Here is a 12,100-nt window from a genome sequence, read left to right as displayed (position 1 = left end):
AAAAAACCCGCCCCGGTGCGTACGGGGGAGGACGCACCGGGGCGGGAGCAGGGGCGGGCCGCCGCTTACTTGAGGTGCAGCTGCTGGCCCGGGTAGATCAGGTCGGCGTCGTCGACGATGTCGTCGTTCAGCTTGAACAGCTTCGCCCAGCCGCCCTTGACGTGGTGCTCGGCGGCGATCGAGCTGAGCGTGTCGCCCTTGACGACCTTGTACTCGCCGTCACCCTTCTCGACCTTCTTGCCGGTCGGGGTGGTGACGGTCTTCTTCTCGGCCTTCTGCTCGGTCTTCGTCTCCGCCTCGGCGGCCGGACGCTCGGAGGAGCGCGAGGCCTTCTGCTCGGTGGAGCGCTCGGGGGCGGAGGACTGCGAGGAGCCGCTGTCCTGGCTCTCGGCGGAGCCGCCGGTGTACGCGGCGCTCGACAGGCCGGTGCCGCAGACCGGCCAGGCACCCTTGCCCTGGCCCGCCAGCACCTTCTCGGCGACGGCTATCTGCTGCGCCTTGCTCGCCTGGTCGGCGGTCGCGGCGTACTGCGTACCGCCGTAGGCGGCCCAGGTGGAGGCCGAGAACTGCAGACCGCCGTAGTAGCCGTTGCCGGTGTTGATGGACCAGTTGCCGCCGGACTCGCACTGGGCGACGGCGTCCCACTCGGACGCGGTGGCGGCGGAGGCGTTGCCGGCCGCCATCAGCGGGGCGGCGACGGCGGCACCGGTGACGCCGGCGACGGCGATGACACGGGTGGCCTTGGACGGACGACGGTGCTTGCCCTTGCCGGAAAACAGCATGGTTGATCCCCTCACCGACGCCTGCGAGGTGAGCTGTCGGGTTCGGGCCGGTTGAGTTGCCCGGCCGGGTCCCTCACGGGACTCGGCTTCACCCCTAGCCGCTCCGGCTCGACTGCCCGGTGCGGCGCTTACCTTGGGTCCCCCGCTCCTGCCTGCGGCGCTTGACGCGACGACTGTTCCCGTACCGCCGCTGGCAGGATTCGGCGTTGCGACGGTCGGGGCCCGCGGTGGCGAGCGGTCATGACCGTAGACACGCGCTCCGCGGATTTTCAAAGACGATCACGGCTTCTGAGACCTATCTCTCACGTGATCCAAAACGGACATACACTCTCTAACCGTGACGCGAACTACCCCTGGTTCTCGACCGGTTCGTCCCCGACCGTGAGCTTCTGACCGGGCAGGATGTGGTCCGGGTCGGAGCCGACGACGTCCCTGTTGTCGGTATAGAGGGCGTGCCATCCACCGGCGAGGTCAAGGGAGTCGGCGATGCCCCACAGACTGTCGCCCGAACGGACCGTGTACGAGCCCTCCGTGAGACCGCGGCCGCCGTCCTCGTCGCGCGAGGCGTGCCGCCCGGACGACTCCCCGGTACGGCCGTCCGCCGGGACCTCCTCGGCACTGTCGCCGCGATGCCGGCCGGTCGCGGGCTCCTCGGTTCCGGTGACGCCCGAAGCGGCGTCACTCTGCCCCGACTTGTCCGTCTCGTCACCGCCGGACGCGGTGGCGGCAGAGGTGCCGGCCGGGGCGGACGTGTCCGACTTGGTCGTTTCATCCCCGGCGCCCGACGCGCCATCAGCCACACCCGGGGCGGACGCCGAAGCGGACGGCACGGGGGACTGCCCCTGGGTCTGAGACGGGGAGGCAGTGGCCGAGGGGGAGGATTCAGGGGCGGACTCGGCCGAATCGGTCAAGCCGGACGACCCGGACGTACCCGAGGCGTCGGATCCGTCCTGTCCCTCCGACGCCCCGTCACCCGGGGTTCCGGTCCCGCCGGTCACGACCCCCGAGTCGTTGCCCAGCCCCGCGAGCAGACCGCAGGTCGGCCAGGCGGCGATGCCCTGGGCCGCGAGCACCTTCTCGGCGACGGCTATCTGCTGCGAGCGGCTCGCCTGGTCGGCGCTTGACGCATAGCTCAGGCCGCCGTACCGCTCCCACATGTCCTGGGACAGCTGGAGGCCGCCGTAGTACCCGTTGCCGCTGTTCTGGCTCCAGGCACCGCCCGTCTCGCACTCGGCGACCCGGTCCCAGTTCGTTCCGTCGGCCGCGTGGGCGCCGGTGGCCCCCAGCAGCGGGATCGCGATGGCGGAGCCGGTGACTCCGGCGGCGACGACCAGGGCGGGAGCCTGGCGGGGGCGACGGTGACGACCGTTCCCGGAGAGCATGCGACGACCTTTCACGAGACAGCGGGGACGGCGCGGCGGATGATGCACGTGGCCACGCTGATCCGTGAACGTATAGGCAGATGATCGCTTGTCACAAGTTCATGCCGCGCAGATCACGTGAAGATCACAGAGTTGAACGCGTGTCACCTTTGCATCGGCGACGGATCGTTCCCGGGCGGCGACGGGACGGGGGTGAAGGACACCGGCAGGGTGCGCAGCCCCCGCATGATGAGTCCGCCGCGCCAGCGCAGTTCGGCCGGATCCGCGGCGAGGGCCAGGTCCGGGAGGCGGGTGAGGAGCGTGGCGAGCGCGGTCTGGCCCTCCAGGCGGGCGAGCGGGGCGCCCAGGCAGTAGTGGATGCCGTGCCCGTAGCCGAGGTGCTGGCTGTCGCGGCGGGAGAGGTCGAGGGTGTCCGGGTCGGTGAATCTCTCCGGGTCCCGGTCGGCGGCGGCCAGGACGACGAGGACGGGGTCCCCGGGGGCGATGCGCTGCCCGCCGACGGTGAGCGCCTCGGTGGCGAAGCGCCAGGTGGCGAGCTCCACCGGCCCGTCGTAGCGGAGGAGTTCCTCGACGCCCGTCTCCAGGAGACCGCGTTCGCCCGCGGCGAGGGACGTTTGCAGTCGGGCTCGCTGCTCCGGGTGGGTCAGCAGGGCGTATGTGCCGTTGCCCACCAGGTTCACCGTGGTCTCGAATCCCGCGAACAGAAGGATGAAGGCCATGGCCGCGGCCTCGTTCTCGGTGAGGTGCTCGCCGTGGTCGGAGGCCCGGATCAGACCGGAGATGAGGTCCTCGCCGGGGCCCGGTTCGGCCGGCAGCGCGGCGCGCTTGCGGTGGATGAGGTCGGCGAGATAGCCGCGCATCTTCTTGACCGAGCGGGCGACGCCGCCCCGGGGTCCACCGCCGTGGCGGATCATCATGCCCGCCCAGTCCCGGAAGTCGTCCTGGTCCTCGCGGGGGACGCCCAGCAGGTCGCAGATGGCGTAGATGGGCAGGGGGAAGGCGAACTCGTGGATGAGGTCGGCGGAGCCCCTGGCGGCGAAGCGGTCGATCAGGTCGTCGGCGAGCTCCTGCACCCGGGGCGCGAACTCGGCGACGCGCCGCGGCGTGAACGCCTTGCTCACCAGCCGGCGCAGCCGGGTGTGGTCCGGCGGGTCGATGTTGAGCAGATGCGTCATCAGCTCGGCCTTGCGCTCGCCCGGGATGCCGGTCTTCCCCTTGGCGTGCGCGGGCTCGTCGTGGTGGGCCGGGTTCTTGGACAGCCGCGGGTCGGCGAGGGCCTGCCGGGCGTCGGAGTACCGGGTGACCAGCCAGGCCTCCACGCCGCTGGGCAGCGTCGTGCGGTGCACGGGGGCGTGCTCGCGCAGCCAGGCGTAGGCGGGGTAGGGGTCGGACGCGAACTCCCAGGTGAACAGCTCGGGGGCCGGGCGGCCGGGGTCGGACAGGCCGGTCACCCCTCGACCTCCCTGATCGCGTCCCGGTAGGCGCGGGCCGCCGCGCGCAGGGCCGCTTCCGGGTCCGTGCCCTCGGACTCGGCGCGGGCGGCGAGGGCCAGCAGCTCGTAGCCGATGCCCTCGCCCGCGGGGAGCGGCACGTCCAGGCCCGCCGTGCGGACCCGGGAGGCGAGCTTGGCGGCGAGGGCCAGGCCGGGCTGGCCGAGGGGGACGCCCTCGGTGACGGAGGCGCGCTGCTTCTCCACCGCCTTGGTGCGCAGCCAGTGCTCCCTGACCTCTTCGGGCGTGGTGGCCGTCTCGTCGCCGAAGACGTGCGGGTGGCGGTGGACGAGCTTGGCGACGATGCCGGCGGCGACGTCGTCGACCGAGAAGGGCGTCTCGGCGTCCTCCTCCGCGATGCGGGCGTGGAAGACGACCTGGAGGAGGACGTCGCCCAGTTCCTCGCGCAGTTCGTCGCGGTCGCCGTCCTCGATGGCCTCGACGAGTTCGTAGGCCTCCTCGATGGCGTACTTGGCCAGGCCCTTGTGGGTCCGCTGCGAGGACCAGGGGCATTCGGCGCGGATGCGGTCCATGACCTGGACGAGGTCGAGGAGGCGGGCGCCCGGCAGGTCGTAGGAGGCGGGGAGCAGCTCCAGCTCGGGCATGGCGACGCGGCCGGAGCCGGCCATGCGGGCCAGGCCGTCGGTGAGGGCCGGCTCGCCCTCGCCGGTCGCGACGACGACCACCGTGCGGCCCCCGGAGCAGGCGCCGACCAGTTCCTCCGCCGCCCAGGACGCCTCGTCGACCCGTATGCCCGCCTCGCGCAGATAGGGCAGCTGCGGGTGCGCGGCGTCGGCGCACAGCACGCGGTCGGCGGTGCGCAGGGCCTGCCAGGCGGGCCAGGACAGCAGGCCGGGCGCGACGCGGTGGCTGGTGGTGAGCAGGACGATGCGGCCCGGGCCGGGGGCGGTGCCGGGTGCGGGGTCGGCGGTGGTTGCGTTCACGATCCGAACGTAACGCACGGCGCGGACCGTGCCGTGGGCCGTCCGCCGGGGGCGGCCCCGGCGGGGGCCGTCACGCCGTCTGCTGGGTCCCGGCCGCCGTGACCTCGCGCACCCACGGCGTCTTGGCGTCGACGCGGCTGCTCTTCTGGACGTCCCAGGTGCCGTAGCGCGGGTTGAGGTCGACGTCGAGCTCCTGGGACGCCTTGGACAGGGCCTGCCAGAACTCGGGGCGGCTGGTGTCGGTGCCGAGATGCTCGGCGAGCTTCTGGGCCTCGATCTGGATGCGGAGGTTCTCGTCGAGGCGCTCGGGGGCGACGCCGTACTGCTGGAGCCAGACGGTCTCCAGCTCCTCAGCGCCGCCGGCCTGCTGCTCGAGGCCGGTGCGCATCTGCTGGACCTCCTTGCGGCTGACGGCCACGCCCGCGTCCTGGGCTGCGCGGTGCAGCACGCGGTCGAGGACCATGCCGTGCAGGGTGTCGCGGGTGAGGGTGCCGGTGCGGGCGACGACCTGCTGGTACTGGGTGTCGTCCGGGACGGCGGCCCGCTGCGCGTCACGCACCTCGCCGACCCGGTCCTCCAGCTGGGCGACGGTGATCCGCTGGTCGCCGACGACGGCGGCCGCGCCGGGATGCGCGTCGTTCCCGCAGGCGGTGAGCAGGGGTGCCGCGGCGGCGATCGCTGCGGTGAGGAGGAGCGCGGTGCGACGGCGGCGGTGCAAGGAAACCTCCCGAGGAGATTGCAACAACAGGTGCGGCGCGCAGCGCCTCCACCAGGGGTGGTGGTCGGGCGACGGGCGGGCGCACAAAGTCTTGCGGTGATCGATGGTAGGCAGTGGCCCGGCTTTGGCCAACCCATTCGACCAACGATTGACGGGGACTTCGGGCACCGCCGCGCCGCCACTCCGTCGGTGCGGACCGGCGCCACGGTGCTGGGGCCTGTCGTTTGGATCAGGTCGGCCGAGAGCGACCGTGCGTCTCGGCCGACGCCGACATGATCCAAACGACAGGCCCTAACCGCGTACCTGGCCGAGCCACTCCAGGGTGCGCCGGATCTCGGCGGCGAGCGGGTGGCCGGGGCCGTGCGTGCGCTCCACGTCGTGCAGGAGCCGGGCCAGCGTCTCGTGGGCGGCGGCTCGGTCGCCGAGGGCGAGCAGGAGGTGGCCGATGCGGCGGCGGACGTCGTGGGCGAGGTCGGGGTCGCCGGCGACGTACTGGTTCTCGTAGTACGGCAGCAGCGCGCGGTACTCGGCGAGGGCGGCGGCCGGTTCGCCGAGCTGTTCCAGGCACTGGGCCGCGTCGTAGCGGTGGCGCAGGGACTGGGGGTCGGCGTGGCCGGCCTCGGCGGCCCGTTCGTCGGCGAGGCGGCGCAGTTCGGGCAGGGCGCGCCGGTACTGGCCGTCGTCCATGAGGGTGGCGGCGTACTGCTTGCGCAGGGTGCGGACGACCGGGGAGCGTTCGCCGTGTTGTTCGGCGGCGGCGGGCAGGATGGCGCCGAGGATGTCGACGGCCTGGGTGATGCGGCCCTCGCCGAGGAGGCGTTTGACGTCGTCGACGGCGCGGGCGACGTCCGGTTTCCCGGCCTCGGCGGCGCGGGGTGCCGGGGCGGGCCGGGGTGCCGGTGTGCGGGCGCGGTCGGGCCAGGGGGCGTGCGGGCGCACGAAGGGCCGGGTGGGGTCGAGGGGGCCGCCGGTGGGCATGCCGCGGGCGGGCAGCAGCAGGGCCAGGTGCTCGTAGACCTCCTGGGCGGAGGCGGGGCGGTGCTGCGGGTCCTTGGCGAGCAGGCGCAGGACGAGCGCTTCGAGGGCCTCGGGGACCTCGGGGCGTATGCGGCGCACGGGCAGCGGCGGCTCGTACAGGTGCCGGTGGAGGACGCCGAGGGCGGTGGATCCGGCGAACGGGACGTCTCCGCTGAGCAGTTCGTGCAGCAGGACGCCGAGTGCGTACAGGTCGGTGTAGGGGCCGACGGCGCCGCCCATGGCCTGCTCGGGGGCCATGTAGGCGGGCGAGCCTATGGGCGTGCCGGTGTGGGTGAGGCGGGTGGTGTCGGCGTCCATGACGGAGGCGACGCCGAGGTCGAGGACGGTGACGGTGCCGTCCTGCTTCACCATCACGTTGCGCGGCTTGAGGTCGCGGTGGACGATCGGCACGGCGTGCACGGCGCTGAGGACGGCGCACAGCTGGGCGGCGACCGCGACGGCCCACTGCCAGGGGTAGGGGTCGTGCTCGGCGAGGTGGTCGGAGAGGTCGGCGCCGTCGACGTACTGCATGACGAGGAACAGCTCCTCGCCCTCGCTGCCCGCGTCGTGCACGGTGACCAGGCCGGGGTGGTCGACCTGGGCGGTGACCCGGCACTCGCGCACGAACCGGCGGCGCAGTTCTTCGGCCTCCTGGCCGGCCACCTTGTCGGGGCGCAGCAGCTTCACGGCGACGCGCCGGTCGAGCCGCTGGTCGTAGGCCGTCCAGACCTGGCCCATGCCGCCCTGTCCGATGAGCGTGGACAGTTCGTAGCGGCCGGCGACGACGCGTCCTGTCGCCACGGTCACCTCGCGCCCTCGTGGCCGTCGTGCCGGCGGAGGTAGTCGCTGAGCTCGTCGAGCTCGGCGCGGACCTGGTCGATGCGGGCGGGCGCGGGGGTGTGCGGCGGCGGGGCCGGTATCCCGGCCGGCGCCGGGGGCATCGGGGGCGGGGTGTGGTGGGGCTGGGGCTGGGGCACGACCGGCTGACGGGCCGTCTGCGGGACGGTGGTGCCCGCGTACGGGGTCGCCGGGGCCTGCGGATAGCCGTAGCCCGGGGCCGGGACGGATCCGGGTGCGTAGCCGGTCCCGTAGCGCAGCTGGTGGAAGTGGCGGATGTCGGCCGACAGGTAGTACGCCATGGCGGCCACGAGCGTGCCGAGCAGCAGGGCCATGCCCGTCCAGCCGGCCGCGGTGTGGATCTCGTCGCCGGGCTCGGTGCCGATCAGGAAGAGGGCGAGCGCGTCGGCGGCCATCGCGGCCACGAACAGGCCCCAGTCCAGCCCCTTGCGCGTGACGATCGCCAGCCGCAGCAGCATCGTCCACGCCAGCATGCCGATGGAGAGGACCGAGAGGACCACGAACAGCACGCGCAGGAGGACCAGCCAGCCCGTCGGGGGTGGCTGCTTCACCGGCTGCGGGTAGCCGTGGCCATGCATGGCTGCTCCTGGTACCTGGGGCGTGGACCGACGTGTCGGCATCGAGCGTATAGGCCGACACGGACAACCGGCCCCGGGTTGTACCGAACCGTTGTCGTGCTGGTCACTTCCGTTGCCCGGGGCCTCAGTCGGGGGCGACCGTGCCGTCGGTCAGGCCGTCGTACATGCCGCGGACGAGCTGCTCGCCGAGGCGGCCGGCCTGCCTGAGCGTGCGCTCGAACTCGTCGAGGGCACGGAAGCGGGCGCCGTAGCGGCGCTGTGCGTCCGGCGGGAGCCGGGGCAGCTGGAGGCGGCGCACGTCGAGGCGGGTGGCGGTGGAGGCGTAGCTGCTGGCCTGGCGGTTGTTGGCGGTGCCGCGCAGGAACCCGGCGAGGAACCAGGGGTCCAGCGCGGCCGGGTCGGGGCGCAGCAGGACGAGGTGGCGTCCGAGGGCGGCGCCGGCGGTGGCGTCGTCGATCACGCGGGCGACGGAGTCGCCGCCGAGGACGGGCAGGACGACGTCGCCGGCTTCGGTGAGCACGGGTTCCTCGTCGCTCTCCGGGAGGGTGCCGGAGGGGGCGGTGCCGGCGAGGACGTCGAGGTCGGTGAGGACGGGCACGCGCGCGGGGCCGCCGTTGGTGCCGGTGCGCATCGTCAGGGCGCCGCCGCGGGCGAGTTCGCCGACGGTGGTGAGGGGCCAGCGGGGCGTGCCGCCCGCGGCCCCGGCGGCCCCCGCGGCCCCGGTGGTGCCTTCGGTGCCGGCGGGTCTCGGGGTGAGGTCGGCGGCCAGGCGCAGGGTCTCGCCGAGGCGTTCGCGGACGTCCGTGAGCTGTTCGGCGCCGTCGGTTGCGGTGGGCGGCGGCAGATGGCGGGCGGGGGCCAGGTCGACGTCGTCGTCGAGGAGTTCGATGACGGGCAGGGAGCGGGCCAGGCCCGGGCGTTCGGCGAGGTGTCCGGCGCGGTCGAAGTCCCGCCAGGCGTCGAGCACGGCGTCCCGCACGGCCCGCCAGTCGGGTCCGCCGCGTCCCTCGCCGGCGAACTGCCCCGCGTCGGCGAGGAGCACCTCCGGCTGCGCGGGGGCCCGGTCGGGCCGGCGCAGCACCCACAGGTGGAGCGGGATGTTGTACGGCGGTGCCGCGCCGACCGGCAGGGCGACGACGGCCCGCAGCGCGCCCCGGCGCAGCAGGTCGGCGCGGATCCGGCGGCCGGAGCGGCGGGAGGCGACGGCGGGCGGCATGAGCAGGACGGCCGTGCCGCCGTCCGTCAGGCGGGCCAGCGCGTGCTGCACCCAGGCCAGCTCGGACTCGGTGCGGGCGGGGAAGCCGTACTCCCAGCGGGTGTCGTAGGCGAGTTCGTCGTGTCCCCAGTTGCGCTCGTTGAACGGCGGGTGGCACAGGACGGCGTCGGCGCGCAGCGCGGGGAAGGCGTCCGCGCGCAGGGTGTCGCCGGCGGCGATGCGTACGGCGGCCGTGGTGCTCAGGGCGAGCCGCAGACCGGTGAGCGCGGCCAGTTCGGGGGCGTTGTCCTGGCCGTACTGCTCCTGTCCGGGGCGGGCGTCGACCGCGCGGAGCAGGGTGCCGGTGCCGCAGGCCGGGTCGAGCACCGTCCGGGCGGGGCCGGCGATTTCGGTCATCAGCTCGGCGAGCCGGTCCGGGGTGAGGGTGTACTGCCGCGGGTTGGCGTCGAGGTGCCGGCCGAGCAGGAACTCGTACGTCTGCCGTGCGCCCTGGTCCGCGGCGAGTTCGGCGGTGCCGCGCAGCAGCGGCACGGAGGGCAGCAGCCGGGTGCCGGCCGGGGTGGGGACGGTGCGGTCGGGGCCGGCGCCGAAGCGGGGGTCGAGCACCTCGTCGAGCGCGGCGGGCAGCAGCTCGGCGAGGCGTTCGTCGGAGCCGGCGCTCAGGTCCAGCCAGTCGGTGGGCCGGTCGTGGATGAGCAGGAGGAGGCAGCCGGCGTGGGTGAGGGCGGTGACCGGGCCTTCGGGGTGGCCGGCGAGCTGCTGCCAGACGCGTTCGCGCAGGGGGACCTCGGCGAGCTTGCCCTGGCCGCGCAGCCAGTCCTCGACCTCGGTGAGGGCGAAGGAGGGGCTGGCCTCGGTGCCGCCGACGGGCTTGGGGAAGTCGGCGTGCCGGCGGCGCCAGTTGCTCACGGCCGCGCGGCCGACACCGGCGAGCCGTGCGATTCCGGCGGCGGTCACTTCAGTCGCGTTGTCCTGCACCGGCGCGGCTCCCCTCGTCCCTGTGTGGCGACGAGCATAGCGAGCCGACGTGGATCGACGCATTCACGCTCGTGTACACACCCATCCCTGTGAACCTGGTTGACTCGGTTCACAGCTCATGCTCTTATTGACCTCGCCAACGAGCGGTTGCCACGGAGGCGCCGCCGCACGGGAGGGGACACAGCCATGGGCATGAAGACCAAGGTCGCGTTGGGCGCCGTCGTGGGGATCGTCGTCATCGGAGCCGTCTCGGCGAACTCCGGCGGCGACGACGGCGGCAAGAGCGACGGCCGGACCTCGGCCGGGGCCGCGGAGAAGCCCGGCGGCACGGGGTCGGACTCCCGGTCCGACGCGAAGCCCGCCGAGGACAAGGCGGTCGAGAAGGCCTCCCAGGCCGACCAGTTCAAGGCGTTCGTGCAGAAGAACGGGACCGCCACGGAGAAGCAGGCCGTCGCGCACGTCACCAAGATCCAGGGCGCCGACGAGCAGAACGACATCCTCGACACCGCCGACGTCTACACCGACTTCACCGGCGGCATCATGGGCGAGGGCACGGGTCCCGCGAAGCTGATCGCCTCGGCGTTCGCCGACTGGAAGGACAGCGAGAACGGCCTCGTCACCGTCTACGACGCCGAGGGCGAGATCCTCGGCAACGGCGAGTTCTGACCGCCCCGGCGCCGCCGGCGCGGCGCCGCCCGCACCCCCCTTTTCCACCGCTTCACCGTTGACAGAAAAGCTGGAGAAACCCCTCATGCGCCGTCACAGCCGCGGCACCGCGCTGACCGCCGCCCTGCTCGCCGCGGCGGCCACCGCCGCCCTCACCGGCTGCCAGTCCGGCAAGGACGACAATGGGTCCGGCACGTCCGGCAGCCCGGCCACCGCGTCCGCCTCGAAGCCGGCGTCGCCGTCCGCGCCCGCCGACCCGTTCGCCGGACTGACCGGGGCGGAGATCGCCGACCGGGCCGTCAAGGCCACCACCGGGGCACGCTCGCTGCGCATGACCGGCGACGTCCCCGACGACGAGAGCGGCGGCACCATCCGGATCGACATGGCCATGGACCGGCAGGGCGAGTGCGCCGGCACGATGAGCCTGGACGGCCGGGGCGAGGCCGAGCTGATCAGGACCGGCGGCACGCTCTACTCGAAGTACGACGAGGCGTTCCTGCGCGCCCAGAGCGAGGGCGAACCGGCCGCCGACACCGACGCGGCCGTGGCGCTGCTGGCCGGCAAGTGGACCAAGATGGCCGCCACCGGCCAGGACGCCGAGGACATGGCGGGCTTCTGCGACCTGGACGGGATGCTCGGCGAGATGGAGGGCGCCGGCGAGGACGTGACGCGCGGCGAGACCACCACCCTCGACGGCACCCCCGCGCTCGTCCTGCACGAGAAGGACGGCGCCGACCGCAACACGCTGTACGTCGCCACCGAGGGCAAGCCGTACCTGCTGCGCTTCGACAGCGCGTCCGCGACGGACCCCGGCACGATGACCTTCAGCGCGTACGACGAGCCGGTGAACGCGAAGGCGCCCACCGGTCAGGTCCTGGACCTGGACGCGCTGGGCGCCTGAGTCCGCGCCGGGTCACCGGAACGGTCAGACGCCGAAGGCCTCCGGGTACCGGATGGTGCCGGCGGGCACCGGACGGGAGTCGTCCAGCGCCAGGGCCATCATGGCCTCGTCCGGCACCTCGAAGGGGGCGCGGATGCCGAAGCGGGAGGCCGGGGTGAAGCCGAACCTCGGGTAGTAGCCGGCGTGCCCGAGGACGAGGACCAGGTTCTCGCCCCGGGCGCGGGCGGCGTCAAGGCCGGCGCGGATGGCCGCGGACCCGGCGCCGGTGCCCTGGTGCGCGGGCAGCACGGCGCACGGGGCCAGGGCGAGGGCGGGTGCGCCGTCGACGTGGCAGCGGGTGAGCAGGGCGTGTCCGGCGAGGGTGCCGTCGGGGGCCTCGGCCACCAGGGACAGGCCCTCGATCCAGGCGTCCGGGTCGGCGCGCAGGGCGTCGACGATGCCGGCCTCCTCGGCGGTGGGGAAGGCGGCGAGGACGATGCCGCGGATCGCGGCGATGTCGGCGGCGGTCTCGGGGCGGGTGGTCCAGGTGGTCACGGGGGTTCCGTCTCCGGTTGCGCGGGTCTTCGGTCG

General features: G+C 73.7%; 11 protein-coding genes and 1 riboswitch. Of the genes, 2 read left to right on the top strand and 9 right to left on the bottom strand.

The features are described 5' to 3' along the window. Positions 1-65: 65 nt before the first annotated feature. The 8 genes from AB0E77_RS06890 to AB0E77_RS06855 form a co-directional block, all read right to left on the bottom strand. Complete coding sequence (locus AB0E77_RS06890) at positions 66-782, bottom strand: transglycosylase family protein (RefSeq protein ID WP_361566581.1); 717 nt, start codon at positions 780-782, stop codon at positions 66-68. Positions 783-785: 3 nt separating this feature from the next. Then, positions 786-952, bottom strand: a riboswitch (cyclic di-AMP (ydaO/yuaA leader). A 177-nt stretch (positions 953-1,129) separates the two neighbouring features. Beyond that, positions 1,130-2,164, bottom strand: coding sequence for a transglycosylase family protein (locus AB0E77_RS06885; protein ID WP_361566578.1), 1,035 nt, complete (start codon positions 2,162-2,164; stop codon positions 1,130-1,132). A 143-nt stretch (positions 2,165-2,307) separates the two neighbouring features. Then, the gene (locus AB0E77_RS06880; RefSeq protein WP_361566576.1) at positions 2,308-3,615 is read right to left on the bottom strand and encodes a cytochrome P450; all 1,308 of its coding nucleotides are present in this window, start codon (positions 3,613-3,615) and stop codon (positions 2,308-2,310) included. Then, positions 3,612-4,598: a nucleoside triphosphate pyrophosphohydrolase gene (locus tag AB0E77_RS06875; RefSeq protein ID WP_361566573.1), complete on the bottom strand. Its 987-nt coding sequence runs from the start codon at positions 4,596-4,598 to the stop codon at positions 3,612-3,614. The genes AB0E77_RS06880 and AB0E77_RS06875 overlap by 4 nt, the downstream gene beginning before the upstream one ends. Positions 4,599-4,668: 70 nt before the next feature. Then, entirely contained in the window at positions 4,669-5,316 is a 648-nt protein-coding gene (locus AB0E77_RS06870) for a SurA N-terminal domain-containing protein (protein WP_361566570.1), read from the bottom strand. 291 nt (positions 5,317-5,607) lie between these two features. Further along, on the bottom strand, positions 5,608-7,098 hold the full coding sequence (gene pkaE, locus AB0E77_RS06865) for a serine/threonine protein kinase PkaE (protein ID WP_361566699.1): 1,491 nt from the start codon (positions 7,096-7,098) through the stop codon (positions 5,608-5,610). Positions 7,099-7,136: 38 nt separating this feature from the next. After that, a complete protein-coding gene (locus AB0E77_RS06860) occupies positions 7,137-7,769 on the bottom strand; it encodes a hypothetical protein (protein WP_361566567.1) in 633 nt (210 codons plus the stop codon). A 124-nt stretch (positions 7,770-7,893) separates the two neighbouring features. Then, on the bottom strand, positions 7,894-9,963 hold the full coding sequence (locus AB0E77_RS06855) for an N-6 DNA methylase (RefSeq protein ID WP_361566565.1): 2,070 nt from the start codon (positions 9,961-9,963) through the stop codon (positions 7,894-7,896). A 186-nt stretch (positions 9,964-10,149) separates the two neighbouring features. On the opposite strand from AB0E77_RS06855, the gene AB0E77_RS06850 reads away from it, so the two are divergent. Together AB0E77_RS06850 and AB0E77_RS06845 are read left to right on the top strand one after the other, a co-directional pair. Then, positions 10,150-10,629: a hypothetical protein gene (locus AB0E77_RS06850; RefSeq protein ID WP_361566562.1), complete on the top strand. Its 480-nt coding sequence runs from the start codon at positions 10,150-10,152 to the stop codon at positions 10,627-10,629. Positions 10,630-10,714: 85 nt separating this feature from the next. Then, positions 10,715-11,530 (top strand): hypothetical protein, encoded by an 816-nt coding sequence (locus AB0E77_RS06845; RefSeq protein WP_361566559.1) that lies wholly within the window; start codon positions 10,715-10,717, stop codon positions 11,528-11,530. A gap of 24 nt (positions 11,531-11,554) precedes the next feature. Here AB0E77_RS06845 and AB0E77_RS06840 read toward each other — a convergent pair whose 3' ends face one another. After that, positions 11,555-12,064: an N-acetyltransferase gene (locus tag AB0E77_RS06840; protein ID WP_361566557.1), complete on the bottom strand. Its 510-nt coding sequence runs from the start codon at positions 12,062-12,064 to the stop codon at positions 11,555-11,557. Between the last annotated feature and the right edge of the window lie 36 nt (positions 12,065-12,100).

Source organism: Streptomyces sp. NPDC032940 (assembly GCF_040636935.1).
Classification (GTDB): domain Bacteria; phylum Actinomycetota; class Actinomycetes; order Streptomycetales; family Streptomycetaceae; genus Streptomyces.
This window is presented reverse-complemented; position numbering and strand designations above follow the sequence as displayed.

Coding starts and splice junctions, on each gene's coding strand:
- AB0E77_RS06885 (WP_361566578.1), bottom strand. CDS start 2,164: ATGCTCTCCGGGAACGGTCGTCACCGTCGCCCCCGCCAGGCTCCCGCC.
- AB0E77_RS06850 (WP_361566562.1), top strand. CDS start 10,150: ATGGGCATGAAGACCAAGGTCGCGTTGGGCGCCGTCGTGGGGATCGTC.
- AB0E77_RS06845 (WP_361566559.1), top strand. CDS start 10,715: ATGCGCCGTCACAGCCGCGGCACCGCGCTGACCGCCGCCCTGCTCGCC.
- AB0E77_RS06860 (WP_361566567.1), bottom strand. CDS start 7,769: ATGCATGGCCACGGCTACCCGCAGCCGGTGAAGCAGCCACCCCCGACG.
- AB0E77_RS06890 (WP_361566581.1), bottom strand. CDS start 782: ATGCTGTTTTCCGGCAAGGGCAAGCACCGTCGTCCGTCCAAGGCCACC.